Raw genomic sequence first — 24,335 nt, 5'->3', positions numbered from 1 at the left:
CTCCGCCTTGCAGCTGTACGCACCACACCCCGCTCACCGGCACTGATGGCCGCCGCCGATTTTCTGCGGCTTGGCCCGCCGGACAGGCCCTGGCCCTGAGCCCCTGCCGGCCGGCCGCTGGAACGGGTCAGCTGACCCGGCCGTACCAGACGCTCCGCGTCCAGATCTTCTGGAGCCTCACCACGTCCCCGGTCTTCGGGGCGTGCCAGATCTTTCCCTTCCCGGCGTAGATGCCGACGTGGTACACGCGGGAACCCGAGTGGAAGAAGACCAGGTCCCCGGCCTTGCGGTTGCCGGCCGAGATGTGACGGGTCTTGTTGTACTGCTGGGCCGCCGTACGGGGCAGACTCTTGCCGGCCTTCTTGAACGAGTACAGCGTGAGCCCGGAGCAGTCGAACCTGTTCGGCCCGGTGGCACCCCACCTGTAGGGCGCGCCCTTCTTCGAGGCGGCGACCTGAAGTGCCTTCGTCGCCATCGTGGCGGCCGAGGCGTCGGAGGCGACACCCGGGATCACGATCGAGCCGCCCACGGCGGCGATGGTCAGCGCCGAGGCCGTACCGGCCCGGGCCATCAGCGACGGAACACGATTGAGCGCGTTCATGCGCAACCCTTCGTCAGCCGCCTGTGAAGGATGACCTGTCGGATTCGGGCTGGCGAAGTTGCCCGGCCGTGTTGCCACGGCTTCACCCCAAGGGCTGCTCGGCGCGGTCGTGGTGTGACCGTTCCGGCGACCCATCGTGCTTGGGTCCTCCACTCCTGCCGATGCACTTCTGTCGACGGGTCAATCCGGGCGGCGGCAGGACTCGGCGTCCGCCCGGACCGCCCCGCCGCTGTGGCGGGGGCTTGTCGTCAGACAGGGATCTTCACTCACGCGTGTCCGAAAATCCCAACGGAATCGGGGATTTGTGGGGTTACTCACCACCCACCCGTTCGGGTGGACAGCCCTGTGTTCGATTCTCCGTCAACTGCCCTGCGTAGCCCCGGACCTGCACGGAAGCCGCTCACGGGCACCCCCGCACAGGCGGGTTGAGCGGCCCGTGCGGGAAGGTAAAACCACGCCACACTCCGCCGAACGGCGGTAACTCCTTTGGATCGTTTCGACACCGGCCCGGTCGCGCCGTCGACGCACGGGACCGGATTCCGCCGGGTGTCACCGTACGCAGTCGGGCGGGAGTGCGACGCGAGCGGTCCGGCGCTCACCGTCGAGCACCCGCAACGCCCGTGCCAGCGTGTCCCCGTGAAGCTCCGTCTCGCCCCGGCGGTGCATCAGGGTCAGCGCGTCACGCAGCTCGGACGCCGCGCGCACCAGCGCCTGCGCGGCGCGCAGCCCGCGGTAGGTGTCCTCGTTCTGCGCCGGATTGATCCGGCCCAGCAGATCCACCACGTCCAGGTAACGGTCGATCAGCTCGCCCTCGGCGCGGGTCAGCGCGGGCAGCGGCGGTAGTTCCGGCGGCAGCATCGGCGGTTCACCCCGCGTCCGGCAGACCGAGCGAGGCCCGGCGGCTGGGCACGACCCGGTCCACCAGCCCGTAGGCCAGCGCCTCTTGCGCGTCCAGGACCAGGTCCCGCTCCAGATCCCGGTGCACCTGCTCCGGGGTGCGCCCGGTGTGCCGGGCGAGCATCCCTTCGAGCAGTGTCCGGACCCGGTCCAACTCCTCGGCCCGGATGACCAGATCACTCGGCTGGCCCTGCACCGGTTCCGGCAGCGACGGCTGCTGGAGCACGATGCGTGCGCCGGGCAGCACGGACCGCTTGCCCGGTGTGCCGGCCGCGAGCAGTACCGCCGCCGACGCCCCGGCCTGCCCGAGGCAGATCGTCTCCACGTCACAGCTCACGTACTGGACCGTGTCGTAGATCGCGGCCATCGCGCTGAACGACCCGCCCGGGGAGTTGATGTACAGCGAGATGTCCCGCTCCGGAGCCGCGTGCTCCAGATACATGAACTGCGCCATCACGTCGTTGGCCGAGGTCTCGTCGACGGGCGTGCCGAGAAAGACGATCCGCTCCTCCAGGAGCTTCGAGTACGGATCCAGGGTGCGCTGCCCCGTGGCCGTGCGTTCCGTGAACTCGGGCAGGACATAGCGGGCGGACGGTCGGGTCATGGCGTACCCCTCCTCATGGCTGGGCGTCTCGACGGCCGAGCTCTCTGTAAAAAATGTACAGGACGTACATACCCCGGGACAGGGATTCCGCTGTCGCCGAACACGAGGCGTTGTCCGGGGTGCCCCGTAAGCTGGGTTCATGGCCTACGAGATTCCGGTGACCCAAGCCAGGGCTGAGCTCGCCGAACTGATCAACCGGGTGGTGTACGGCGGTGAGCGCGTCGTCGTGACGCGCCACGGCAAGCCTCTGGTCGCCCTTGTCTCCGCCGCCGACCTCGAACGCCTCGAAGGGCTCCCGGAACCCGCCGAGGAGCACGTGGACCACGTGGTCAGCGCGGTCTCCACGGTCCGCGAGCCCGCCGCCGTACGCCCCGAACGCGGCCGCTTCGGCATCGCGGCGGAGCATCGGGGGGCTGCGGGCTCCTGACCGCCGGCATGACGTCGGCCCTCCCCCGGTGTGTCCGGGGGAGGGCCGATCGGGTGTCACGGGATGTCGTCAGGCGACGGTGAAGCCTCCGTCGACCGGCAGGACCGAGCCGGTCACATAGGTGGCGTCCACGAGATAGCAGATGGCGGCGGCGACATCCTCGGGGCGCCCCACCCGTCCGGCCGGCACCGTCTCCGCGGCCGCGGCGAACTGCGCCTGCCGCTGCTCCTGGGGCAGGAAGTCCCACCAGGGCGTGTCGACGGCGCCCGGCGAGACCGCGTTCACCCGAACGGGCGCGAGCTCGGCCGCCAGTGGTGAAACCATCCGCTCTATCGCACCGTTGACCGCCGCCAGGGCCACCGTCCCGGCCAGCGCCGAGCGCGCCGTGGCGGCCGAGACCAGCGTGATCGAGCCGGTCACCCGTGCGCGCTGGACGGCGAACAGGTAGGGGAAGAGCTTTCCGTCGAACGCCGCCCTGACGTCCGCGAGCCCGATGTCCGCCATCGGGCCGAGGCCCACCGCCCCCGGGCTGAACGCGAGCACCAGATGGTCGAAGGGCCCGGTCCGGTCGAAGAACGCCGCCACCGCCTCCTCTGACGTGCTGTCCACCTGTTCCGCCGCCGTCACGACCTCTTTGACGGCGGCCAGCCTCTCCGGATCGCGCCCGGTGACGATCACCTCGGCGCCGTCGTCCGCCAGCCTCCGTGCGGTGGCCAGACCGATGCCGGAAGTCCCACCCATGATCACAACGCGCATGCTCGACCTCTTTTCGGAACGTCACGTCTCGTTATTAGATTATCGAGACGTGGCGTCTTGTAAAGTGGGTTCCATGACGAGTGAGCGACGGCAGGGCCGGCCGCGCAGCGAGGAGTCGCGGCGCGCGATCCTCGCCGCGGCCATGGACGGCTTGCGGGAGCACGGCTATGCCGGGCTGACCATCGAGGGCATCGCCGCCCGTGCGGGCGTGGGCAAGCAGACGATCTACCGCTGGTGGCCGTCCAAGGCCGACGTCGTGCTCGACGCCATGCTCGACCTGGCGGAGACCGAGATCGCCGTCCCGGACGAGGGGTCGCTGCCCGCCGACCTCACGGCCTTCCTGACCGCCACGTTCCGGCAGCGCGGCCGGCGGCCGGTCCTGATCGGGCTGATGGCCCAGGCCCTGCTCGACCCGGTCTTCGCGGTCGCGTTCCGGGAACGGTTCCTGTTCAGCCGCCGCGCCGCCCTCGGCGAACTCCTCGAACGGGCGAAGGCGCGCGGCGAGATCGCCGCCGGCCTGGACCCCGAACTGCTCATCGACGTCGTCTACGGCGTGCTGTGGTACCGCCTGCTCCTCGACCACGCACCCCTGGACGAGGCGGCGGGCCGGCAGCTGGCCGATCTGGTGGTCCGCGCGGTGCGCTGAACGCCGTTCCGGCGGCCGCTCGGCGCGACCACGGCCCGGTTAACGTCGTTGAAACTCCGGCGAACTAGCCTGCCCATCCACGCCACCAGCGGTTTTGTGTCCGGACGGGTGGCTGCGGCAACCGGACCCCGCACGGTCCGGAGCGAGGACTGTGAGGTGGGACGTGCAACTGACCCCGCACGAGCAAGAGCGGTTGCTGATCCATGTGGCGGCCGACGTCGCCGAGAAGCGCCGGGCCCGCGGGCTCCGGCTGAACCACCCCGAGGCGGTCGCCCTCATCACGTCGCACATCCTCGAAGGGGCCCGTGACGGCCGTACCGTCGCCGAACTCATGGCCTCTGGACGCAAGTTGCTCACCAGGGACGACGTCATGGAGGGCATCCCCGAGATGATCCACGACGTCCAGGTCGAGGCGACCTTCCCGGACGGCACCAAGCTCGTCACCGTCCACGACCCGATCGTCTGAGGGGGCCGCCGATGATTCCCGGAGAGGTTCTCTTCACCGACGAGCCCGTCGTATTCAATGCGGGCCGCGAGGTCACCCGGATGACCGTCCTCAACGCCGCCGACCGGCCCGTCCAGGTCGGCTCGCACTATCACTTCGCCGAGGCCAACCCCGGACTGGAGTTCGACCGGGACGCGGCGCGCGGCAAGCGGCTGAACGTCGCCGCCGGCACCGCCGTCCGCTTCGAGCCCGGCATCCCCGTCGACGTCGAACTCGTCCCGCTCACCGGCGCCCGTGTGGTCCCCGGGCTGCGCGGCGAGACCGGAGGTGCCCTCGATGCCTGAGATCTCCCGCGCCGCCTACGCCGACCTGTTCGGACCGACCACCGGCGACCGGATCCGGCTCGCCGACACCGACCTGATCGTCGAGATCGAGGAGGACCGCTCCGGCGGGCCCGGACTCGCCGGGGACGAGGCGGTCTTCGGCGGCGGCAAGGTCATCCGCGAGTCCATGGGCCAGTCGCGCGCTACGCGCGCAGACGGCACCCCCGACACGGTCGTCACGGGTGCCGTGATCATCGACCACTGGGGCGTCGTCAAGGCCGACATCGGCATCCGCGACGGCCGGATCACCGGCATCGGCAAGGCAGGCAACCCCGACACCATGGACGGTGTCCACCCCGACCTGGTGATCGGCCCCGAGACCGAGGTCATCGCCGGCAACGGGCGCATCCTCACCGCGGGCGGGGTCGACGCGCACGTCCACTTCATCTGCCCGCAGATCGCCGACGAGGCGCTGGCGGCGGGCATCACGACGCTGGTGGGCGGCGGCACCGGCCCCGCCGAGGGCTCCAAGGCGACCACCGTCACCCCCGGCCCCTGGCACCTCGCCCGGATGCTGGAGGCGATGGAGCAGTACCCCCTCAACATCGGCTTCCTCGGCAAGGGCAACACCGTCTCGCACGAGGCCATGCTCTCCCAGATCCGGGGCGGGGCACTGGGCCTGAAGCTGCACGAGGACTGGGGATCCACCCCGGCCGTCATCGACGCCTCCCTGACCGTCGCCGACCGGACCGGCATCCAGGTCGCCATCCACACGGACACGCTGAACGAGGCGGGATTTGTCGCGGACACCCTCGCCGCGATCGGCGGGCGGGGGATCCACGCGTACCACACCGAGGGCGCGGGCGGCGGGCACGCCCCGGACATCATGACCGTCGTCTCCGAACCGCACGTGCTGCCGAGTTCGACGAACCCGACCCGGCCGTACACGGTGAACACCGCCGAGGAACACCTCGACATGCTGATGGTGTGCCACCACCTCAACCCGGCGGTGCCGGAGGACCTGGCCTTCGCCGAGTCGCGGATCCGGCCGTCGACCATCGGGGCGGAGGACATACTCCACGACCTCGGCGCGATCTCCATCATCTCCTCCGACGCACAGGCCATGGGCCGCGTGGGCGAGGTGATCCTGCGGACCTGGCAGACCGCCCATGTGATGAAGCGGCGGCGGGGCGCACTGCCGGGTGACGGGCGGGCCGACAACCACCGGGTACGGCGGTACGTCGCCAAGTACACGATCAACCCGGCCCTCGCGCAGGGGCTGGCCCGGGAGATCGGCTCGGTGGAGACCGGGAAGCTCGCCGACCTCGTGCTCTGGGAGCCCGCGTTCTTCGGGGTCAAGCCGCACCTCGTCCTCAAGGGCGGGCAGATCGCCTACGCGCAGATGGGCGACGCCAACGCGTCGATCCCGACGCCCCAGCCGATCCTGCCGCGCCCGATGTACGGGGCGATCGGGCGGGCACCGGCCGCCAACTCCTTCAACTTCGTCGCCCCGTTGGCGATCGAGGACGGGCTGCCGGAGCGGCTGCAGCTCGGGAAGCGGTTCGTCGCCATCGAGTCGACCCGTGGGGTGACCAAGGCGGACATGCGGGAGAACGACGCGCGTCCCAGCGTCCGGGTCGATCCCGACAGCTTCGCCGTGTACATCGACGGGGAACTGGTCGAGGCGACACCGGCCGCGGAACTGCCCATGGCCCAGCGTTACTTCCTGTTCTGAGAGCTGGTGTGTGTGGTGTCTCGGGCAGCGTTGCTGGTTCTGGCCGACGGCCGCTTCCCCGCCGGAGGGCATGCGCACTCCGGCGGGGCGGAGGCGGCCGTCAGGGCCGGGCGGATCACTGGGGCCGCGAGCCTGGAGGAGTACTGCCGGGGGCGGCTGCACACGGCGGGGCTGGTGGCGGCTGCGCTCGCCGCGGCCGCGGTACTCGGCGCGGACGTACGGGAGCTGGACGCGGCCGCCGATGCGCGGACGCCGTCGGCCGCGCTGCGGGGTGCGGCGCGCAGGCTCGGGCGGCAGCTGCTGCGGGCCGCGCGGGTGGCCTGGCCGGGGGCCGAACTCGACGCCCTGGCACGGGAGTTCCCCAAGGGGGCCCATCAGCCGGTGGTGTTGGGGGTGGTGGCCAGGGCGGCGGGGCTCTCGGCGGAGGACGCGGCGTACTGCGCGGCGTACGAGTGCGTGAGCGGGCCGGCCACGGCGGTGGTGCGGTTGCTGAGTCTGGATCCGTTCGAGGCGACGGGGGTGCTTGCCCGGTTGACGGCGGAGGTGGACCGGGTGGCCGACCGGGCGGTGGAGGCGGCGCGGGGGGTGGTCGGAGGGGCGGGGGTCGACGCGCTGCCTGCGGCGTCGGCGCCGTTGGCGGAGATCGGGGCGGAGTGGCATGCGGGGTGGGCGGTGCGGTTGTTCGCGTCGTAGGGGGCCGCGGCGGAGGCGCTGACGGATGCGGCGCCCCCGCCGCCCCTACCCGTCCCATCCTTCAGGGGGCCGGGCCCCCTTCGACCCCCGTCCCTGGGGGCTGCCGCCCCCAGACCCCCGCTTCGGCCTGAACGGCCTCGTCCTCAAACGCCGGACGGGCTGAAACACAAGGCCTACTGACAAGGAGCCGAACATGCACCTCGATCACGATCACCACCACGGTCCCGTTGCGCTCAGCGCCGACGCTCGCCGACCCGACGGGGCCCGTCGGGCTCTCCGTATCGGGCTCGGCGGTCCTGTCGGGTCCGGGAAGACCGCCACCGTCGCCGCCCTGTGCCGGGCGCTGCGCGACGAGTTGTCCCTGGCCGTCGTCACCAATGACATCTACACCCGCGAGGACGCCGAATTCCTGCTCCGGGAGGCCGTGTTGCCGCCGGAGCGGATCACCGCCGTGGAGACGGGGGCCTGTCCGCACACCGCGATCCGGGACGACATCTCGGCCAATCTGGAAGCCGTGGAGGACCTGGAGGACGAGGTCGGGCCGCTGGACCTCATCCTCGTCGAGTCCGGTGGGGACAATCTCACCGCCACCTTCTCCAAGGGGCTCGTGGACGCGCAGATCTTCGTGATCGACGTGGCGGGAGGCGACGACATCCCGCGCAAGGGCGGGCCGGGTGTCACTACGGCCGACCTGCTTGTCGTCAACAAGACGGACCTCGCTCCGTACGTCGGGTCGGATCTGGCGCGGATGGCCGCCGACGCCAAGGCGCAGCGGGCCGAACTACCCGTCGTCTTTCAGTCGTTGCGCGGCGAGACCGGTGTCGGGGACGTGGCCGTGTGGGTGCGGGAGCGGTTCGCCGCGTGGACCGCATGACGCTCACCGGCGTGCACGCGACCGCTCGGATCGTCGCCCGGGACGACGGGCGCGGCGGTACCTCGCTCCCCGTGCTGGAGGGCGAGGGGCCGCTCGCGCTGCGGCGCACCCGGGGCAGCGGGGCCGAGGCCCGGGTGATGGTCGTCGGGGCGATGAGCGGGCCGCTCGGCGGGGACCGGTTCGTGATCGAGGCCCGGGTCGAGGACGGGGCCCGGCTCTGTGTCGGGTCGGCCGCCGCGACCATCGCCCTGCCGGGGCAGGGGAAGGAGGAGGCCCGGTACGACGTCCGGCTCGATGTCGCCGACGGGGGTGAACTACGGTGGCTGCCGGAGCAGTTGATCTCGGCCGGGGGGAGTGATCTGCGCGTCTCCACGCGTGTCGACGTCGGGGCCCGGGGCCGGCTCGTGCTGCGGGAGGAGCAGGTGCTCGGGCGGGTCGGGGAGGAGCCCGGGCGGCTCGGCAGCCGGCTCACCGTGCGCGTGGCCGGGAGGGCCGTACTGGATCAGGAACTGGCCTGCGGGCCTGGGGCGCCCGGCGGCTGGGACGGGCCCGCCGTGCTGGCGGGACATCGCGCGGTGGGGCAACTTGTCGTCGTACGGCCGGAGTTCGCGGTGGAGCCGATGGCGGCACGGATGCTGGGGGAGTGCGCCGCGCTCACTCCGCTCGCCGGGCCCGCCGTGTTGGTGAGTGCGGTGGCGGGCGATGCGCTGCGCCTGCGCCGGGTACTGGACGAGGCTTTGACCCAGTTGGGCGGGTGATCCGCTCAGCGGGACGCGGGAGTCCGGTTATCGGATTGGTAAAGACGACTGTTGAGACCTGTTCTCAGGGACCTCACAGCCGGAAGGATCCCCCTGACCATTCGTAACCATGCAGGGGGAGGGGCCCACTTGAGGGAAAACTTCAGATCGAGGAGCCGGGTGCTGGCGCTCGGCTCGGCCGGAGCGCTCGTCACGGCCAGCCTGATCACCGGAGCGCTCGCGGCACCCGCCGCCGGTGCCGAGGCCCGGCACGGCGGCCAGGACCGCGCACAGCAGGGCGCGGCGATCGCGGCCGCACGGGCCGCGAAGGCCGGGATCGACTGGGCCGACTGCCCGGCCGACTGGGCTCTGACCAAGCCCGTCCAGTGCGGTTGGGTCAGCGTGCCGCTCGACTACACGAAGCCCGACGGCAAGCAGATCAGGCTCGCCGTCGACCGAATAGGCAACACGGGGACGCCGGCCGAGCGCCAGGGCGCGCTCGTCTACAACCCCGGCGGCCCCGGCGGCTCGGGGATGCGCTTCCCGCTCCGGGTCACCAACAAGAACCCCCTGTGGGTCAACGCCTCGAAGGCGTACGACTTCGTGGGCTTCGACCCGCGCGGTGTCGGCCACTCGGCGCCCATCTCCTGCGAGGACCCGCAGGAGTTCGTGAAGGCCCCCAAGGCCGACCCGGTGCCGGACACCGAGGCCGACAAGACCGCGCAGCGCAAGCTCGCCAAGCAGTACGCGGACGGCTGCGCCGAGCGCACCGGCCGCGCGATGCTCCAGCAGATGACCACCGCGAACACCGCCCGCGACCTGGACGTCATCCGGGCCGCGCTCGGCGAGAAGAAGCTCAACTACCTCGGTGTCTCCTACGGCACCTACCTCGGTGCGGTGTACGGGACGCTGTTCCCGGGGCACGTGCGCCGGATGATCGTCGACAGCGTCGTCAACCCGTCGCGGAAGAACATCTGGTACCAGGCCAACCTGGACCAGGACGTCGCCTTCGAGGGCCGCTGGAAGGACTGGGAGGACTGGGTCGCAGCGCACGACTCCGCCTTCCACCTGGGGACCACGCGGGATGCCGTCCAGGCCAAGTGGCTCCAGCTGCGCGCCACCGCCAAGGCGAACCCGATCGGCGGGGTCGTCGGACCGGCCGAGCTGATCGGCTTCTTCCAGAGCGCGCCGTACTACGACTCCTCGTGGGTCCCGGTCGCCACGGTGTTCAGCAAGTACTTCGCCGGTGACACCCAGGCCCTGGTCGACGCGGCCGCTCCGGACCTGACCGACACCGCCGGCAACATCACCTCGGAGAACGGCAACGCCGTCTACACGGCCGTCGAGTGCACCGACGCCAAGTGGCCCACCAGCTGGAAGAAGTGGGACCGCGACAACACCGAGCTCAACAAGCAGTACCCCTTCATGACCTGGGCCAACGCATGGCTGAACCTGCCGTGCGCCACCTGGCCGGTCAAGCAGCAGACCCCGGTGAACGTCAAGACCCACAAGGGCCTGCCGCCGGTGCTGATCGTGCAGTCCACGCGTGACGCCGCCACCCCGTACCCCGGCGCCGTCGAACTGCACCAGCGGTTCAAGGGCTCCCGCCTCATCACCGAGCAGGGCGCCGGTTCGCACGGCGTGACCGGCCTGGTCAACCCGTGCATCAACAGCCGCGTCGACACCTACCTGCTCACCGGCACGCTGGACAGCGCGGACGTCACCTGCACCCCGCACGCCACCCCGCAGCCGTAACCGCTCCCGTACGACGACGAGGGGCGGCCGGAACACTCCGGCCGCCCCTCGCCCCAGCTGCGGGACCTCAACGCTCGTACGGCCTCAACTGAGCGGCGCACGGGGGAACTTGCGCTCTTTCTCGCCCTTCGCCGCCGCCTGCTCGGCCTTGACGACGGCCGCGTACTCGTCGACGTACTCCTGCTCGGACAGGGTCAGGATGGCGTACATGATCTCGTCGGTGATGGCGCGCAGGACGGCCTTCTCGTGCTCCATTCCGGCGTAGCGGGAGAACTCGAGGGGCTTGCCGAAGCGGATCACGACCGGGTGGATGTTCGGGATGACCTTGCCGGGCGGCTGCGCCTCGAACGTGCCGATCATCGCGCAGGGGATCACCGGGACACCGGCGCGCAGCGCCATCACGGCGACCCCGACCTTGCCCTTGTAGAGGCGGCCGTCGTGCGAGCGGGTGCCCTCCGGATAGATGCCGAGCAGCTCGCCCTTGCTCAGCACCCCGAGCCCCTCCCGGATCGCGGCCTGGCCCGCCTCCTTGCCGGAGCGGTCCACCGGGATCTGCCCGGCGCTGCGGAAGAAGAAGGCGGTCAGCCGGCCCTTCACCCCGGGCCCCGTGAAGTACTCGGCCTTGGCGAGGAAGGTGATGCGCCGCTTGAGGACGGCCGGCATCAGGAAGTGGTCGGAGAAGGAGAGGTGGTTGCCGGCGACGATGGCGGGTCCCGACGGCGGCACATGTTCCAGGCCCTCGATCCGCGGCCGGAACACCACTCTCAGCAGAGGCCCCAGCAGTACGTACTTGAGCAGGTAGTAGAACACGGCTCGCCCTTCACTTCACCAGCTCCCCTGTGAGCTGGTGTTATCCCAGGTCAGTATTGGTTTCACGGCAGTTGGCCTGTCCGTGTCCCGCGTCAGTGCTCGGTGGCGCGGTGCCTGAGCGGCAGCGATTCCTTCTTGCGATCCACGTGGCTCTCGTATCCTTACGCCATGGGCCGGCTGATGCGTGGGACTTCGGCGGCGGCTGTGCTCGGGGGGCTTCAATGTACCGGGGACATGCACGGTCGAGTATTTCTGGATCTTCGGTCAGTGTCCCAGCGATCCGAGGGCGAGTCACTACGCGCGGACACCTGGGCGTGCCACCCTGCGGCAGCATGAGCACATGCTCATCGTCATCGGCGGACTGCCCGGCACCGGCAAGACCACACTGGCTCGCCTCCTCGCCGCCCGCACCGGTGCGGTTCACCTGCGCATCGACACGATCGAGCAGGCGATCGTCCGCTCGGGACTGGCCCGGCCTCCCCTCGGACCGGTCGGTTACGCGGTTGGGTACGCCCTGGCAGAGGAGCACCTGCAGCAGGGGCTCATCGTGATCGCGGAATCCGTCAACCCTCTTGCCGTCACTCGCGACACCTGGCGGGGCGTCGGCGCCAAGGCAGGCGTTCCCACCATCGAGGTCGAAGTGATCTGCTCGGATCCGGCCGAGCATCGCCACCGTGTGACCTCACGCTCGACCGACATCCCCGACCTGCCCCTGCCCGACTGGCAGCAGGTCCTCGACCGCGACTACGCACCCTGGGACCGAGAGCACGTCATCGTCGACACGGCAGGACAGGATCCGCACGAGTCCCTCGCCTCGCTCATCCTCCACCTCGGTGACCTCGCGACCGCCGGCCGCGATCCCGGGCGGCAGTGATCGACGACGAATTCGGGGTGGGGCGTACTGCCCCGCCGCCCTCGGCGACGCGCCGTCAGCGGCCGTCGACGGGCGCCGGTGTCGCGCGCAGGCGGAAGCCCACGCCTCGCTCCGTGGTGAGCAGGGCCGCGGCGCGCGGGCCGAGTTTGCGGCGGATGCGGTGGACGTGCAGGTCGACGGAGCGGCTGCGGCTGCCGGCCCATTCGCCCAGGCCCGCGCGCAGGTCCTCACGCGGGATCACCCGGCCGTTTCCGCGCAGGAGAGCGGTCAGAAGCCGGAACTCCAGCGGGGTGAGCGCGACAGGAGCACCGTCGACCAGCATGCGCTGCCCGCCCGGGTCGAGGCTGATCGGGGACGGCGCGGTGGCCACGTACGAGCCGGGCATGGTGCCGCCGGGCACCACCGGCAGGCCGGCGGTGCGCCACGCCTCGTAGCCGCCGATGATGTCGGTGGCCCGCACGAGGCCGAGGTCGTGCAGTCCCGCGGCGGCCATGCTCGACATATAGCCCTGGGAGCACATGATGACGGCGCGCAGGGAGTGGTCGGTGGCCTCCTCGATGCGCCACGCGCTGCACGGGTCGAGCCGCCACTCCAGCACGTTGCGGTCCATGACGAGGGAGCCGGGGATCTCGCCCTCCGCCCGCCGCACCAGGTCCGCGCGGACGTCCACCAGCAGGGCCCCGTCGGCGAGTTCGCCGGCCGCGTCCTCGGGAGTGAGCCGGTCGAGGCGGACGCGCGCCCGGGCCAGCAGGTCGTCGATCGACGGGGGGCCGAACCGGGCGCGGCTCCCGGTGTCAGAGTGCGGCGGACCGTCGAGCCGTATGTGCGCGGGTGGCTGCATCGGGGGCAACTCCTGTGTCGTGCCTCGGGGACGGCCGGTGGTCGTCGGAACCGGGGCGGCGACAGCCGGCCGTGAAGCGCGTGGAGTCGGTCATGCCGGAAGTGTACGAGCGGAGTTTTGCGGGAGAGTTTCTCGATTCTGAAACAAGTCCCGCATTGTCTGCCGCCGATCCCCGCTGTTATCAATGAATCGTGACCGCGAACACGCTGCTGACCCGGAGGATCCACGTGGATCTGGCGCGCGTCGGCACGTGTGCCTGTACGCAGCGCTGAGGCATCCGACCGCGCGAACCACGCCGGTCCTCTGACGGCCCAGGCCCCTCGTCACCTTCCCCCATTTTTTCTTTCCTGCCTGCTCCGCCCACGCCCGCGTACAGCCCCCCACGGTTGTGCCGTGCCGTCGGTCATTCCCTGGAGAACCCATGCCTGCATCCGATGACGGCGCGCTGCCCCAGCACTGGCAGGACGTCCTGCCCGCCGGACTTTCCCGCCGCGGCTTTCTCACCCTTGCCGGTGGCGGTGCCCTGGCCGCCCTGCTCGCGGCCTGCGCCCCGGGCGCCGCGGACGACACGTCGGCCGGGGCGACGGCCTCCGCCTCCGGCCCGGCCAAGCGCGGCGGCACACTCCGCGTGGGCACCCCGCCGCCGCCCACCGCCGTCGACCCGGTGACGGCCTACGACGGCACCGCGATCGCCCTCTACCAACTGGTCGCCGAGTACCTGGTCTGGCTCGACAAGGACTTCAAGCTGGTGCCGCGGCTGGCCACCAAGTGGACCTCGGACGCGACCGGCCGAGAGTGGACCTTCACCCTGCGCGGGGGTGTCACCTTCTCCGACGGCACGAAGCTCGACGCCGCCACCGTGCAGGCGTCGTTCGACCGGCTGCTCGACCCGAAGAGCAAGTCGGCGGCGCTGTCCGCCTTCGACACCGTCCTCAAGGCGGGCGGTGTGCGGGCCCAGGGCGACTCGACCGTCGTCTTCACCCTCGAACGGCCCTTCTCCGACTTCCCGTACCTGGTCTCGGCCGGCAACTACAACGCGGTGATCCTGAAGAAGGACTACGCCGGGGACTTCACGAAACACGGCATCGGCACGGGCCCCTTCACCCTCAAGTCGTACGACGTGTCGACGGGCGCGGCCTTCGTCCGCAACCCCGCGTACTGGGACGGCCCCAAGCCCTACCTCGACGGTGTGGACGTCAGGTTCTACGCCGACGACCAGGCCGACCTCGTCGCCCTGCAGTCCGGCGACATCGACGCCCAGTTCCTCAGCCGGCCCGCGCTCGTCGAACCGCTGGGGAACAGCGGGGGCATCGCCGTCGACAAGGTCAGGGGCACCGGCGTCACCGTGCTCACCCTCCGCGTCGACAAGGCGCCCTTCGACCGCAAGGAGGTCCGCCAGGCCGTCGCCTACGCCCTCGACCGGCCCGCCGTGCGGCAGGCCGCCGGCAGCGGACTCGGCGACCTCGGCAACGACCACCTGTTCGCGCCGCTGTTCCCGGCCGCCCCCACCGACATCACGCAGCGCGCCCAGGACAAGGCCAAGGTCACCGAACTCCTCAAGGCGGCCGGCCTGCAGAGCCTGCGCTTCACGCTCACCTTCGACCCGCCCAGCAAGGACTACGCGGTCACCATTCAGAGCCAGTTGAAGGAGGCCGGCATCACCGTCGACCTCGACCAGCGCTCCTCGAAGGAGTTCTACGGCGGCGACCAGGCCAAGGACACCCCCTGGCTCTTCACCACCGCCAACCTGGTCGGTTGGGCGGGCAGAGCCGTGCCCAGCCAGTTCATCATCCCCATGGTGAAGAGCAACGGCGTCTGGAACGGCTCCAAGTACGCCAACAAGGCCCTCGACGCGGCCGCCGAGGCCTATGACGCCGCCACCAGCGACGCCGAACGGCGCAAGCAGGCGGAGATCATCGCCAAGGCCCTGCACGAGGACGTGCCGATCGTCATCGCGTACTGGAGCGGTGCGGCCCGCGCCTACGACGGCGGCAGGTTCCGCGGCGTCCAGGCCCACCCCAGCCAGTACGTCGACTTCACCACCGTCTCCCGGGTCTGAGCCATGACCCGGTTTCTGCTCCGCCGCCTCGCCGCCGTCCCCCTGACCCTGCTGGCGGTCTCCCTCCTGGTCTTCCTCGCCACCCAGGTACTGCCCGGCGACGTGGCCCGCACCGTCCTGGGCCGGGAGGCCTCGGACCGTTCGGTGCGGGACCTCAACCACCAACTCGGCCTCGACCGACCGCTCGCCGTGCAGTACGGGAGCTGGCTCGGGCGCTTCCTCACCGGCGACTGGGGAACGTCGTACACGCTGCACGTACCCGTGCGCGGGCTGCTCCTGGAGCGGCTGGGGCACTCGCTCTTCCTGGCGGCGTTCGCGTTCGTGCTGCTGGTGCCGGTCGCGCTCACCCTCGGCGTGATCGCGGGGCTCTACCACGGCCGGGCGCTGGACCGGACGATCACTTCCACGACTCTCGCCCTCGGCGCCACACCGGAGTTCGTCACCGGGGTCGTCCTGCTGGTGGTGTTCTCCGTGCAGCTGCGCTGGCTGCCCGCGTCCGCGCAGACCCAGCCCGGGGCCGACGGCCTGGGACAGACCCTGTGGCATCTGCTCCTGCCGGCGATCTCGCTGGTGCTGGTCTGCACCGGCTATGTCGCCCGGCACGTGCGCGCCAGCACCGTCGCCGTCGTCGAGGGGCCCTACGTCCGCGCGGCCCGGCTGCGCGGCACCGGCCCGGCGCGGATCGTCCTGCGGCACGTGCTGCGCAACGCCACGGTGCCGGCCACCAGCGCCCTCGGCGTCCAGCTGCAGTACATGCTCGGCGGCATCGTCGTGGTCGAACTGCTCTTCAACTACCCCGGTGCGGGGGCCCTGTTGCTGCAGTCGGCGCAGGACAAGGACCTGCCGACGCTCCAGGCGAGCGCCCTGGTGCTGGGTGCCCTCTACATGCTGGTCGTGCTGCTCGCCGACCTCGTCCACCGGTTGCTGGACCCGCGCATACGGCTCGGGGGTGCGGCATGAGCACCGCATCGACAGCCCTGCGACCGCTGGGCCGACTGGGCCGACCTGGCCGACGCGGCCGACTGCCCGGCGCCTCCGCCGTCGGAGCCGCCGTGATCGTGCTGTGGACCGCGGTCGCCCTGTTCTGGCCGCACCTGGTGCCGTACGCACCGGACGTACAGCGTCCACAGGACCGGTTCCTGTCGCCGAGCGGTGAACACTGGCTGGGTACCGACCAGTTCGGCCGTGACGTGTTCTCCCGCACCCTTGCCGGGGCACGCCCCGTGCTGGCGGTGGCGCCGGCCGCGACCGCGCTGGCCGTCCTGGCCGGCACCGTGATCGGGCTGGTCACGGGCGGGGTGGGCGGCTGGCTGGACGACGTGGTGATGCGGATCGTCGACGCCGTCGTGGTCTTTCCGGCCATCATCGCCGCGGTGCTGTTCGTGGCCTTCCTGGGCCGCTCGACGCCGGTGCTCGTGTTCGTCGTCGCGACCGCCCTCACCACCCTGGTCGCGCGCAGCGTACGGGCGGCGACCCTCGTGGAGCGGGGAAAGCCGTACGTCGAGGCGGCCCGGCTGCGCGGTGAGCCCCTGTGGTCGCTGCTCGGCCGCGAGATCCTGCCCAACGTCCGCTCCACGGTGTACGTCGAGGCGACCTCACGGCTTGGGGACGCGGTGTTCGCCGCCGCGACCCTCTCCTTCCTGGGCCTCGGCCAGCCGCCCGGCTCACCGGAGTGGGGCGCGGCTGTCGCCGACAACCGGGTGTGGCTGTACAACGCGCCGTGGACGGTCCTGGCGCCCGCCCTGGCGATCGTCTCCCTGGTGGTAGGGGTGGCGCTGGTCGCGGACACCTCACGGCGGGCGGCGGGAGGTGCGGCCGCATGAGCACGGACGAACAGGGGCTCGTCGTCGAGGGACTGTGCACCGCGTACGACTCCGCCCAGGTCCTGTACGACGTGTCGTTCACCGTCGCACCCGGCGAGATCTTCGGCCTGGTCGGCGAGTCGGGCTGTGGCAAGTCGACCCTCGCGTACGCACTGGCCCGGCACTTCGCGCCGGGCGGGCGGGTGCTCGGCGGCGGTGTACGGCTGGACGGCACCGACGTACTGGGCCTCGGCGGGCGGCGGTTGCGGGAGTGGCGGGCGTCCCGGCTCGCCTTCGTGCACCAGGACGCGGCGGGATCCCTGGACCCGACGATGCGGATCGGCAGGCAGCTGGCCGAAGTGCTGCGCGGGCGCGGTCTGTCACGTCGTGAGAGTGCCGGACTCGCCGTCGAACTCCTGCGTACCGTGCGGCTGCCCGACCCGGAGCGGCTCGTACGGCGTTACCCGCACCAGTTGTCCGGCGGGCAGCAACAACGCGTCGTGATCGCCGCCGCCCTCGCAGTACAGCCACGGCTGCTGATCCTGGACGAGCCGACGACGGGGCTCGACGCCTCGGTCGAGCACGAAGTCCTGGGCCTGCTGAGGGAGTTGCGCGGCCGGCTGAATGCCGCGGTGGTCTTCGTCAGCCACGACCTCGGCCTGATCGGCCGCATGTGTGATCGCGTGGGCGTGCTGTACGCGGGACGCCTCGTCGAGACCGGGCGGGTCGGTGAGGTCCTGGCCGCCCCTGCCCATCCGTACACCGCGGGCCTGCTGGCGGCCGTCCCGGTCCTCGGCGTCACGCGGCACGAGCGCCCGCTGCGGCCCCTGCCCGGCAGGCTGCCCCTGCCCGGCGAGACCGCGACCGGCTGCGCCTTCGCACCACGCTGCGCCCTGGCCGAGGACGCCTGCCGGGCAGTCGAACCCCCGCTGGACGCGGGGGCCGTGCCGGGCCGGGCGGTGCGCTGCCTGCACCCGGGGGAGGCCACGGTGGAGGCCGGCGCGGAGGCGGGCAGCGAGCGGCCGGGCGAGACGCCTGCCGCCCTCGTGGAAGTGCGGGGCCTCGTACGGCGGTTCGGGCAGACCGTCGCGGTCGACCATGTCGATCTGACGATCCGTGAGGGTGAAGTCCTGGGCCTGGTGGGGGAGTCGGGCAGCGGCAAGACCACCCTCGCCCGCGCCGTCGCGGGCCTCGCCCCCGACGGTGAGGGCGACCTGCGGCTGAGCGGCGAGCCCCTGCCCGCACGCCTCGCCCGGCGCGACGCGCGCCTGCGCCCGCGCATCCAGATGGTCTTCCAGAACCCGGACGCCTCCCTCAACCCCAGCCACACCGTGCGCACGGTCCTGAGGAGAGCACTCGCCACCCTGGGAGATTCCTCGGGTACGTCCCTCGACGCACTCCTGGACCGCACCCGTATCGACCCCGATCTCCTCGGTCGCCGCCCCGCCCGGCTCTCCGGCGGGCAGAAACAGCGCGTCTCGATCGCCCGCGGCTTCGCGGGCCGCCCCGACCTGATGATCTGCGACGAACCCGTGTCCGCCCTGGATGTCAGCGTGCAGGCGGCGGTACTGGAGGTACTGGCCGACCAGCGGGACCGTACCGGGACGTCGTACCTGTTCATCTCGCACGATCTCGCGGTCGTCGGCTACCTGGCCGACCGGATCGCCGTGATGTACCGCGGCGTGATCGTCGAGGAGGGGCCCGCGGGCGACGTACTGGCCGGTCCGTCGCATCCCTACACGGCCCTGCTGGTCGAGGCCGCCGCGCGCCCGGTGACGACGAGCCCGCCCGAACCCCCGGACAACGCCCCGGCCCGACCGAGCGGCTGCCGTTTCGCCGACCGCTGCACCCGCCGGATCGACGGACTGTGCGAGGACGTACCGCCGCCGGAACGCGATCTGGGCGCGGGCCATGTCGTGCGCTGTCACCTCGCCCCCGCCGACCTGCCGGCCGGGATCCCCGCCACCGCCGTGCCGAGAGTGTCCGACCTCTTGTGACCCGATACCCCCCGAGCCCCGGGAGTCCTCATGACCACGACCACGAGCACCGCCGCCGAGGAGTTCGCCGGCCTGCCGAACGCGCCCGTCATCCAACGCCGTTGGGTGACCGTGGCCAGCGGCGGCCACGTCGGCGGCGTCTTCTGGCACCCGCAGAAGCCCACCCTCGTCCTGCTCCACGACGCCGGTTCCAGCGCCCGCGCCTGGGACGACGTCCTGCTGGCCCTGGACCGGCCCGCCGTCGCCCTGGACCTGCCCGGCCACGGCCGCTCCAGCAGGCGCGGCCGGGGCGACTACCGCCCGCGACGACTGGCCGCCACGCTGGAGGAGACCGTCCGTTCCTTCGCCCCGGGCGGGGTGCCCGTCACCGGGGCCGGGTTCGGCGCGTTGGCCGCCATCGCGCTGAAGGCGAAGTTCCCGCACAGCGCGGGACGCCTCGTCCTCGTCGACGCGCTGCCCGGCACGCTCTCACCCGGCCTGCGGCTGTGGCCCACGCCCAGCCCCGAGTTCACCACCCGCGATGAGGCGGCGGCCTGGCTGGAAGAACGCGGTGCGACCGGCGCCGCCCGCACGGCCGAACTGGAGAGCGAACGGGGCGCGGACGGCACCTGGTCCTGGCGTCACCACCTCGGCAGCCTCCCCACCGACGCACCCACCGAACTCGACGACGAGACCCTCTGGGAGCAACTCGCCGCCGTCCCCGCCCCGTTGCTCGTCCGCACCGAGGGCGGCCCGCTGGACGCCGGGTCCCTCGACCGCTTCCGCGCCCAGGTACCCGACGGCGACATCGTCACCGTCCACGCCGATCCGCAGGCCCTCGCGGACGTCCTGCGCCCCCTGACCCACTGAACCGATCCCCGAAGGAGCACCCGCCATGTCGGACGACATCCCCGTCATCGACCTCGCCGCCGCCCTCGCCGACGACGCCCCCGAGGACCTGCTGGCCACCGTGCGCCGCGCCGCCGAGACCATCGGCATCATCCAGGTGGTCAACCACGGTGTCCCCGCCGAGGTGATCGCCGGGTTCAACGACGGCTTCCGCCGCGTCCTCGACCTGCCCCGCGACGAGAAGGAGCAGCTGGCCAGCCCCACCGGGCACCCCTACCGCGGCTGGCGGCAGTGGCCCGACGACTTCGGCCGCCTGGAACTCGAACGGTTCAACATCGGCCAGTACGACGACACGGACGCGGCCGAGGCCGCCGGGCTCACCCCGGAACACGCCACCCTCTACGCACACGCCAACGTGTGGCCGCCGCAGGAGCCCGCCCTGCGGAGCGCGACCCACCGCTACCACGACGCGTTCGTGGCCGTCGCCCGCCGCGTCCTCACCCTGTACGCCCGCGTACTGGACGTGCCCGCGGAGACCTTCCCGCTCGGCGACGACGTCTACACGACGCTGGTCGTCAACAACTACCCCAAGTGGCCCTACGACGGCGCGTCGGACGAGGAGAAGCTCCTCCTCCTGGAACACGCCGACAGCTCCGCGCTCACGGTGCTCCACCAGGAGGGTGACTACGCGGGCCTGCAGGGCCAGCGTCCCGACGGCACCTGGACCCCGGTGCCGATCCGGCCGGACGCCCTGCAGGTGTTCACCGGCACCCTGCTGACCAACTGGACGGACGGCAGGCTGCGCCCCGGACGGCACCGGGTGGTGGCCGGCGGTTCGGTGACGCGGCGCTCGTCCGCGGTGTTCGTCCACCCGAGCCTGGACACGGTCGTGGAACCGCTGCCGGCCTTCGCCGACCCCGACGGCTCCGACTTCGAGCCCGTCTCGGTGTGGGAGCGTGCCAGCGGCAACGTCGAGGAGTACCTGCGGGTCTTCGGCCGCCCCGAGCAGCTCGCGGCCTGGCGGGAGAACCGCCCCTACGTCGCCGAAGTCAGCGCGTGAACCAGTTGGAGGAGAGTCGCTCATGAGCACGTTCCCCACCGCACAGGCCGTGCGGACCACTCCCGAGGGGCTCCTGTGGGAGCCGAGCGAGCGCTGGGTGCGCGGCCGCCACGGCGACGTCACAGTCGTCGACAGCCGGCACCCCGTCCTCGTCTGGGAGCCGGGTGTTCCCGTCCCGCTGTACGCGTTCCCGCGCGCGGAAGTCCGCGAGGACCTGCTCCGCCCCGCGAAGAACCCCCCGACGGGCACGCACACCGGCTCGCGGATCTTCTACGACGTCGAGGTCGACGGCGAACTGCTGGAGAACGCCGCCTGGACCTTCCCGGCCGCCGACCTGGCGGACCACATCGCCTTCGAGTGGTTCCGGCGCGTCGGCCGGGGCCTGGACCACTGGTACGAGGAGGAGGAAGAGATCTTCGTCCACCCCCGTGACCCGCACAAGCGGGTGGACGCCGTCCCGAGCAGCCGCCACCTCGTGATCGAGATCGACGGCACGGTCGTCGCGGACACCCGCCGGCCGGTCCTGCTCTTCGAAACCGGCCTGCCCACGCGCTACTACGTCCCGCGCGAGGACGTCCGCCTCGACCTGCTGGAGGCCACCGACCACCACACCGGCTGCCCCTACAAGGGCACCGCCGAGTACTGGTCCTGGCGCGGCGGGTCCGACGTGCCCCCGAACGTCGTCTGGAGCTACCCGGACCCGCTGCCCGCGGTCGGCGCCGTCCAGGGGCTCCTCGCCTTCTACAACGAGGCGGTCGACATCACCGTCGACGGCGAACGGGTGGAGCGTCCCGTCACCCACTTCACCAAGGCGCTCTCGGAGCAGCAGCGCACCTGACGAGAGACGGCCGCCGCATCCGCCCCGACGGACTGCGCCGGTCCCTGAGCCGCCCCGGGCGATCGCCCCGGGCGGCTCCTCGCGGTCGGCGTCCGTGTGGTGGCCTTCGAGCCAGTGCGCCGTTCCGGCGCCGCGCGGCGCTCCCGGCGCGCGGGGCCCCAACGCGCCGAAGACCGACCTGGTCAACCGTATGTGCGCCCCGGCCGCGGTCCCCCTCTCCACGGCGGCCGATGTTTCCGCAATGTGAGGGCTGTCCGGAACATATTGACCGACGGCGTGGACGTCTGCTCAACTCACGTTCCATGACACCGCGCGTGGACTTGACCCGGAGGCGCCACATAGACCTGGCGCACGTCTCCAGCGCGTTCTGTTGCCGTTGAACCGGAAGGCGTGTCGCTGATCCGCCACTGAGCGGCTCTCGGCAACGGCCGGTGTCCACCGCACGACTGCTTCTCCCCCCTGACTCCCTGGCCCCCGGCTCCCCGGCTCCCTCGGGGAGGGGGGCGCACGGCGTGGCCGAGACCGGCAGGGGATGCGCCGTCGGCTGCGGGGCGAGGACATTTCCCACAAGTGGCGCGGGTCGGGCGGGGTTTGCACAGGGCACCCCCAGGCAGCACGCGCCGATCGACGCTGTCGCCGCACCTCCACCGCACGGCTTGACCTGACCCGGCATTCCTCGCGAGGTCGTCGGGCCCGCACATCGCTGCCGGACCGAGTACCGGCTGCGCAGCCGTTCACCGCTGCTCGTCACTCGTTCACTCCGACTCCCAGCACCCAGCAGTGCGCCGAATTCCTGGAGAGGGACATCCTCATGCCTCCGACCATCCGTAAACTCACAGGCCGCATCGGCGCTTTCGTCGACGGAGTCGACCTCGCCGCGCCCGCCGAACTCTCGACGATCACGGCGCTCCGCCATGCCCTCGACGAGCACAAGGCCATCGTGTTCGACGACGTGCACCTCGACAACGCCGGTCAGGAGCGGGTGGCCGGGTGGTTCGGCGACCTGACGACCGCCCACCCGAACCTGCCGGCCGCCGACGGGACCACGAACGTGCTCGCCGTCGACAGCGAGACGTCGGACGACCATGTGCTGGAGGCGGCGACATGACCGAGGTCAGCCTCAAGAGGCCGGCCGTCGTGCCGGTGGTCGCCGAGACGGCGAGTCCGCCCGGACGCGAGGTCTTCCTGCCGAGCGACGCCCGCCGCCGGACCCCGCTGCGCACACTCCGCGAGCGGCTGCGGTGGCCCCTGGGCATCTACACCACTCCGGCCCTGATCCTCATCGCCTGGGAGATTCTGGCCAGGGCCGGAGTGCTGCAGAAGACCTATGCCCCGGCGCCGACCTCCATCGTCAGGTCCGCCGTCGACCTGTGGCGACAAGGCGTCCTCGGGCCCGACTTGGCCATCTCGCTGCAACGTGCCGGCATCGGCCTGGCCATCGGCCTGACGGTGGGCATCGTCAGCGGGGTACTGGGCGGGCTGCTGCGCAGCGGCGAGTACCTGTTCAACGGCGTCGTGCAGATCCTGAACACGATCCCGCTGCTGGCGGTACTGCCGCTGATGATCGTGTGGTTCGGCATCGACGAGCTCACGAAGGTGCTGCTGATCTCGTTCGGCGCCGGCGTCCCGATGTACGTCAACCTCTTCGCCGCGATCCGCGGTGTCGACCAACGGCTGATCGAGATGGCGCGGACGACGGGTGCGGGCACCTGGCGGCTGGTGACGCGGGTGCTGGTGCCCGGCGCCCTGCCCGGATTCCTGGTGGGCCTCCGGTTCTCGCTCGCGTACAGCGTCCTGGGCCTGGTCGCGGCCGAGACGGTCAACGCCGACAAGGGCCTCGGCTTCCTCATCACGCAGGGGCAGACGTACCTGCAGACCGACCAGGTCTTCGTGGGGCTGGTGATCTACTCGCTCCTCGGTCTGCTCGCCGACCAGTTCGTCCGGGTTCTCGAGCGGGTGCTGCTGCGGTGGCGTCCCAGTTATGAGGCGTCATGAGCACCACCCTTGGGACACAGCCCCGGCAGCAGACCGGCGCCGTCGTGGAGAAGGTCGTCCGGCGGTTCGGCGACCGGATCGTCCTGGACCAGCTGGACCTCACCATCGCCGACGAGGAGCTGGTGGTCCTCCTGGGCCCCTCCGGCTGCGGCAAGAGCACCCTCCTGCGTCTGCTCGCCGGTCTCGACCGGCCCGACGGCGGGCGGGTGGAGGTCCCGGCCAGGCGCGCGATCGTCTTCCAGGCCGACCGGCTGCTGCCGTGGCAGCGGGTGCTGCGCAACGTCACCCTCGGCCTGCGCGGACCGGACGCCGACCAACGGGCCCTCGACGTGCTCGCCGAGGTCGGACTCGCGGGCCGCGAGAAGGCATGGCCCAAGGAGCTCTCCGGCGGCGAGGCCCAACGGGTCTCCCTGGCACGGGCGTTGGTCTCGGAGCCCGAACTCGTGCTGCTCGACGAGCCGTTCGCGGCACTCGACGCGATCACCCGGCTGCGCATGCACGACCTCGTGCGGGCGCTGCGCAGCAAGCATCACGCGGCCATGCTGCTCGTCACCCACGACGTCGACGAGGCGATCGCGCTGGCCGACCGGGTCGTCGTCATGAGCAACGGACGCATCGGCACCTCGCACCGCGTCGAGCTGTCCGCCGCGGACCGCGAGGCGAGCGTCGCCCGCGAGGAGATCCGCTCCGCGCTCCTGGAAGACCTCGGTCTCGCCAACCAGCACTGAAACCGACCGA

General features: G+C 71.5%; 26 protein-coding genes, 1 pseudogene and 1 riboswitch. Of the genes and pseudogenes, 21 read left to right on the top strand and 6 right to left on the bottom strand.

All coding sequences use genetic code 11. The features are described from left to right. Positions 1-127: 127 nt before the first annotated feature. The 3 genes from KVT45_RS27385 to KVT45_RS27375 all read right to left on the bottom strand — a co-directional run bounded on the left by KVT45_RS27385 (position 128) and on the right by KVT45_RS27375 (position 2,102). Positions 128-601, bottom strand: a complete 474-nt coding sequence (locus KVT45_RS27385) for a C40 family peptidase (protein ID WP_217551764.1) — start codon at positions 599-601, stop codon at positions 128-130. A gap of 3 nt (positions 602-604) precedes the next feature. Then, positions 605-789, bottom strand: a riboswitch (cyclic di-AMP (ydaO/yuaA leader). A gap of 361 nt (positions 790-1,150) precedes the next feature. Beyond that, positions 1,151-1,459 (bottom strand): hypothetical protein, encoded by a 309-nt coding sequence (locus KVT45_RS27380; protein ID WP_217551763.1) that lies wholly within the window; start codon positions 1,457-1,459, stop codon positions 1,151-1,153. Positions 1,460-1,466: 7 nt separating this feature from the next. After that, positions 1,467-2,102 (bottom strand): ATP-dependent Clp protease proteolytic subunit, encoded by a 636-nt coding sequence (locus tag KVT45_RS27375; RefSeq protein WP_217551762.1) that lies wholly within the window; start codon positions 2,100-2,102, stop codon positions 1,467-1,469. 139 nt (positions 2,103-2,241) lie between these two features. On the opposite strand from KVT45_RS27375, the gene KVT45_RS27370 reads away from it, so the two are divergent. Beyond that, positions 2,242-2,529, top strand: coding sequence for a type II toxin-antitoxin system Phd/YefM family antitoxin (locus tag KVT45_RS27370; protein ID WP_217551761.1), 288 nt, complete (start codon positions 2,242-2,244; stop codon positions 2,527-2,529). Between the two features lie 69 nt (positions 2,530-2,598). On the opposite strand, the gene KVT45_RS27365 is transcribed toward KVT45_RS27370, so the two are convergent. After that, positions 2,599-3,285: an SDR family oxidoreductase gene (locus KVT45_RS27365; RefSeq protein ID WP_217551760.1), complete on the bottom strand. Its 687-nt coding sequence runs from the start codon at positions 3,283-3,285 to the stop codon at positions 2,599-2,601. A 73-nt stretch (positions 3,286-3,358) separates the two neighbouring features. Between KVT45_RS27365 and KVT45_RS27360 the strand changes: the two genes are divergently transcribed. From KVT45_RS27360 to KVT45_RS27325, 8 genes are all read left to right on the top strand, one after another. Further along, entirely contained in the window at positions 3,359-3,931 is a 573-nt protein-coding gene (locus tag KVT45_RS27360) for a TetR/AcrR family transcriptional regulator (RefSeq protein WP_217551759.1), read from the top strand. Between the two features lie 163 nt (positions 3,932-4,094). Further along, positions 4,095-4,397 (top strand): urease subunit gamma, encoded by a 303-nt coding sequence (locus tag KVT45_RS27355; protein WP_037782101.1) that lies wholly within the window; start codon positions 4,095-4,097, stop codon positions 4,395-4,397. Between the two features lie 11 nt (positions 4,398-4,408). Beyond that, positions 4,409-4,720, top strand: coding sequence for an urease subunit beta (locus tag KVT45_RS27350; RefSeq protein ID WP_217551758.1), 312 nt, complete (start codon positions 4,409-4,411; stop codon positions 4,718-4,720). Continuing rightward, on the top strand, positions 4,713-6,434 hold the full coding sequence (locus tag KVT45_RS27345; RefSeq protein WP_217551757.1) for an urease subunit alpha: 1,722 nt from the start codon (positions 4,713-4,715) through the stop codon (positions 6,432-6,434). The genes KVT45_RS27350 and KVT45_RS27345 overlap by 8 nt, the downstream gene beginning before the upstream one ends. A 15-nt stretch (positions 6,435-6,449) precedes the next feature. Then, a complete protein-coding gene (locus KVT45_RS27340) occupies positions 6,450-7,127 on the top strand; it encodes an urease accessory protein UreF (RefSeq protein ID WP_217551756.1) in 678 nt (225 codons plus the stop codon). A gap of 193 nt (positions 7,128-7,320) precedes the next feature. Next, positions 7,321-8,001, top strand: a complete 681-nt coding sequence (ureG, locus tag KVT45_RS27335; protein ID WP_217551755.1) for an urease accessory protein UreG — start codon at positions 7,321-7,323, stop codon at positions 7,999-8,001. Continuing rightward, the gene (locus tag KVT45_RS27330) at positions 7,998-8,759 is read left to right on the top strand and encodes an urease accessory protein UreD (protein WP_217551896.1); all 762 of its coding nucleotides are present in this window, start codon (positions 7,998-8,000) and stop codon (positions 8,757-8,759) included. Before ureG ends, KVT45_RS27330 begins: the two co-directional genes overlap by 4 nt. 129 nt (positions 8,760-8,888) lie before the next feature. Further along, positions 8,889-10,493: an alpha/beta hydrolase gene (locus KVT45_RS27325; RefSeq protein WP_217551754.1), complete on the top strand. Its 1,605-nt coding sequence runs from the start codon at positions 8,889-8,891 to the stop codon at positions 10,491-10,493. Positions 10,494-10,577: 84 nt separating this feature from the next. Here the strand turns inward: KVT45_RS27325 and KVT45_RS27320 are convergent, their stop codons facing one another. Then, complete coding sequence (locus KVT45_RS27320) at positions 10,578-11,303, bottom strand: 1-acyl-sn-glycerol-3-phosphate acyltransferase (protein WP_217551753.1); 726 nt, start codon at positions 11,301-11,303, stop codon at positions 10,578-10,580. 340 nt (positions 11,304-11,643) lie between these two features. Here KVT45_RS27320 and KVT45_RS27315 point away from each other — a divergent pair, with 340 nt between their 5' ends. Continuing rightward, positions 11,644-12,177, top strand: coding sequence for an AAA family ATPase (locus KVT45_RS27315; RefSeq protein ID WP_217551752.1), 534 nt, complete (start codon positions 11,644-11,646; stop codon positions 12,175-12,177). 55 nt (positions 12,178-12,232) lie between these two features. Here KVT45_RS27315 and KVT45_RS58145 read toward each other — a convergent pair whose 3' ends face one another. Continuing rightward, a complete protein-coding gene (locus tag KVT45_RS58145) occupies positions 12,233-13,018 on the bottom strand; it encodes a winged helix-turn-helix domain-containing protein (protein WP_217551751.1) in 786 nt (261 codons plus the stop codon). 191 nt (positions 13,019-13,209) lie between these two features. Between KVT45_RS58145 and KVT45_RS58475 the strand changes: the two genes are divergently transcribed. The 11 genes and pseudogenes from KVT45_RS58475 to KVT45_RS27260 all read left to right on the top strand — a co-directional run bounded on the left by KVT45_RS58475 (position 13,210) and on the right by KVT45_RS27260 (position 24,325). Further along, positions 13,210-13,290, top strand: coding sequence for a putative leader peptide (locus KVT45_RS58475; protein WP_368857558.1), 81 nt, complete (start codon positions 13,210-13,212; stop codon positions 13,288-13,290). Between the two features lie 149 nt (positions 13,291-13,439). Beyond that, positions 13,440-15,077: an ABC transporter substrate-binding protein gene (locus KVT45_RS27305; RefSeq protein ID WP_217551750.1), complete on the top strand. Its 1,638-nt coding sequence runs from the start codon at positions 13,440-13,442 to the stop codon at positions 15,075-15,077. 3 nt (positions 15,078-15,080) lie between these two features. Beyond that, positions 15,081-16,037, top strand: coding sequence for an ABC transporter permease (locus tag KVT45_RS27300; RefSeq protein ID WP_217551749.1), 957 nt, complete (start codon positions 15,081-15,083; stop codon positions 16,035-16,037). Beyond that, positions 16,034-16,900: an ABC transporter permease gene (locus tag KVT45_RS27295; RefSeq protein WP_217551748.1), complete on the top strand. Its 867-nt coding sequence runs from the start codon at positions 16,034-16,036 to the stop codon at positions 16,898-16,900. The genes KVT45_RS27300 and KVT45_RS27295 overlap by 4 nt, the downstream gene beginning before the upstream one ends. Further along, positions 16,897-18,876 carry an ABC transporter ATP-binding protein gene (locus KVT45_RS27290; protein ID WP_217551747.1) on the top strand — a complete coding sequence of 660 codons (1,980 nt, stop codon included), beginning with the start codon at positions 16,897-16,899 and terminating at the stop codon, positions 18,874-18,876. Before KVT45_RS27295 ends, KVT45_RS27290 begins: the two co-directional genes overlap by 4 nt. A 30-nt stretch (positions 18,877-18,906) precedes the next feature. Further along, positions 18,907-19,725 carry an alpha/beta fold hydrolase gene (locus KVT45_RS27285; RefSeq protein ID WP_217551746.1) on the top strand — a complete coding sequence of 273 codons (819 nt, stop codon included), beginning with the start codon at positions 18,907-18,909 and terminating at the stop codon, positions 19,723-19,725. A gap of 25 nt (positions 19,726-19,750) precedes the next feature. Further along, complete coding sequence (locus KVT45_RS27280) at positions 19,751-20,764, top strand: 2-oxoglutarate and iron-dependent oxygenase domain-containing protein (protein WP_217551745.1); 1,014 nt, start codon at positions 19,751-19,753, stop codon at positions 20,762-20,764. 22 nt (positions 20,765-20,786) lie between these two features. Continuing rightward, positions 20,787-21,602 carry a DUF427 domain-containing protein gene (locus KVT45_RS27275; RefSeq protein ID WP_217551744.1) on the top strand — a complete coding sequence of 272 codons (816 nt, stop codon included), beginning with the start codon at positions 20,787-20,789 and terminating at the stop codon, positions 21,600-21,602. 811 nt (positions 21,603-22,413) lie between these two features. Next, positions 22,414-22,680: pseudogene (locus KVT45_RS27270) on the top strand (TauD/TfdA dioxygenase family protein); the annotation flags it as partial. A gap of 26 nt (positions 22,681-22,706) precedes the next feature. Further along, positions 22,707-23,597: an ABC transporter permease gene (locus KVT45_RS27265; protein WP_217551743.1), complete on the top strand. Its 891-nt coding sequence runs from the start codon at positions 22,707-22,709 to the stop codon at positions 23,595-23,597. Next, on the top strand, positions 23,594-24,325 hold the full coding sequence (locus KVT45_RS27260; protein ID WP_217551742.1) for an ABC transporter ATP-binding protein: 732 nt from the start codon (positions 23,594-23,596) through the stop codon (positions 24,323-24,325). Before KVT45_RS27265 ends, KVT45_RS27260 begins: the two co-directional genes overlap by 4 nt. The last annotated feature ends 10 nt before the right edge of the window (positions 24,326-24,335 follow it).

Source organism: Streptomyces sp. GbtcB6 (genome assembly GCF_019091475.1).
Lineage (GTDB): Bacteria > Actinomycetota > Actinomycetes > Streptomycetales > Streptomycetaceae > Streptomyces > Streptomyces hyaluromycini.
Note: the sequence above shows the minus strand (reverse complement) of the source record. Positions and strands in the feature narration are given on the sequence as shown.

Excerpts from the sequence above, each read along its gene's own strand:
- KVT45_RS27385 (WP_217551764.1), bottom strand. The coding sequence starts at position 601 with ATGAACGCGCTCAATCGTGTTCCGTCGCTGATGGCCCGGGCCGGTACG.
- KVT45_RS27380 (WP_217551763.1), bottom strand. The coding sequence starts at position 1,459 with ATGCTGCCGCCGGAACTACCGCCGCTGCCCGCGCTGACCCGCGCCGAG.
- KVT45_RS27375 (WP_217551762.1), bottom strand. The coding sequence starts at position 2,102 with ATGACCCGACCGTCCGCCCGCTATGTCCTGCCCGAGTTCACGGAACGC.
- KVT45_RS27370 (WP_217551761.1), top strand. The coding sequence starts at position 2,242 with ATGGCCTACGAGATTCCGGTGACCCAAGCCAGGGCTGAGCTCGCCGAA.
- KVT45_RS27365 (WP_217551760.1), bottom strand. The coding sequence starts at position 3,285 with ATGCGCGTTGTGATCATGGGTGGGACTTCCGGCATCGGTCTGGCCACC.
- KVT45_RS27360 (WP_217551759.1), top strand. The coding sequence starts at position 3,359 with ATGACGAGTGAGCGACGGCAGGGCCGGCCGCGCAGCGAGGAGTCGCGG.
- KVT45_RS27350 (WP_217551758.1), top strand. The coding sequence starts at position 4,409 with ATGATTCCCGGAGAGGTTCTCTTCACCGACGAGCCCGTCGTATTCAAT.
- KVT45_RS27345 (WP_217551757.1), top strand. The coding sequence starts at position 4,713 with ATGCCTGAGATCTCCCGCGCCGCCTACGCCGACCTGTTCGGACCGACC.
- ureG (WP_217551755.1), top strand. The coding sequence starts at position 7,321 with ATGCACCTCGATCACGATCACCACCACGGTCCCGTTGCGCTCAGCGCC.
- KVT45_RS27330 (WP_217551896.1), top strand. The coding sequence starts at position 7,998 with ATGACGCTCACCGGCGTGCACGCGACCGCTCGGATCGTCGCCCGGGAC.
- KVT45_RS27315 (WP_217551752.1), top strand. The coding sequence starts at position 11,644 with ATGCTCATCGTCATCGGCGGACTGCCCGGCACCGGCAAGACCACACTG.
- KVT45_RS58145 (WP_217551751.1), bottom strand. The coding sequence starts at position 13,018 with ATGCAGCCACCCGCGCACATACGGCTCGACGGTCCGCCGCACTCTGAC.
- KVT45_RS27305 (WP_217551750.1), top strand. The coding sequence starts at position 13,440 with ATGCCTGCATCCGATGACGGCGCGCTGCCCCAGCACTGGCAGGACGTC.
- KVT45_RS27300 (WP_217551749.1), top strand. The coding sequence starts at position 15,081 with ATGACCCGGTTTCTGCTCCGCCGCCTCGCCGCCGTCCCCCTGACCCTG.
- KVT45_RS27295 (WP_217551748.1), top strand. The coding sequence starts at position 16,034 with ATGAGCACCGCATCGACAGCCCTGCGACCGCTGGGCCGACTGGGCCGA.
- KVT45_RS27290 (WP_217551747.1), top strand. The coding sequence starts at position 16,897 with ATGAGCACGGACGAACAGGGGCTCGTCGTCGAGGGACTGTGCACCGCG.
- KVT45_RS27285 (WP_217551746.1), top strand. The coding sequence starts at position 18,907 with ATGACCACGACCACGAGCACCGCCGCCGAGGAGTTCGCCGGCCTGCCG.
- KVT45_RS27280 (WP_217551745.1), top strand. The coding sequence starts at position 19,751 with ATGTCGGACGACATCCCCGTCATCGACCTCGCCGCCGCCCTCGCCGAC.
- KVT45_RS27275 (WP_217551744.1), top strand. The coding sequence starts at position 20,787 with ATGAGCACGTTCCCCACCGCACAGGCCGTGCGGACCACTCCCGAGGGG.
- KVT45_RS27265 (WP_217551743.1), top strand. The coding sequence starts at position 22,707 with ATGACCGAGGTCAGCCTCAAGAGGCCGGCCGTCGTGCCGGTGGTCGCC.
- KVT45_RS27260 (WP_217551742.1), top strand. The coding sequence starts at position 23,594 with ATGAGCACCACCCTTGGGACACAGCCCCGGCAGCAGACCGGCGCCGTC.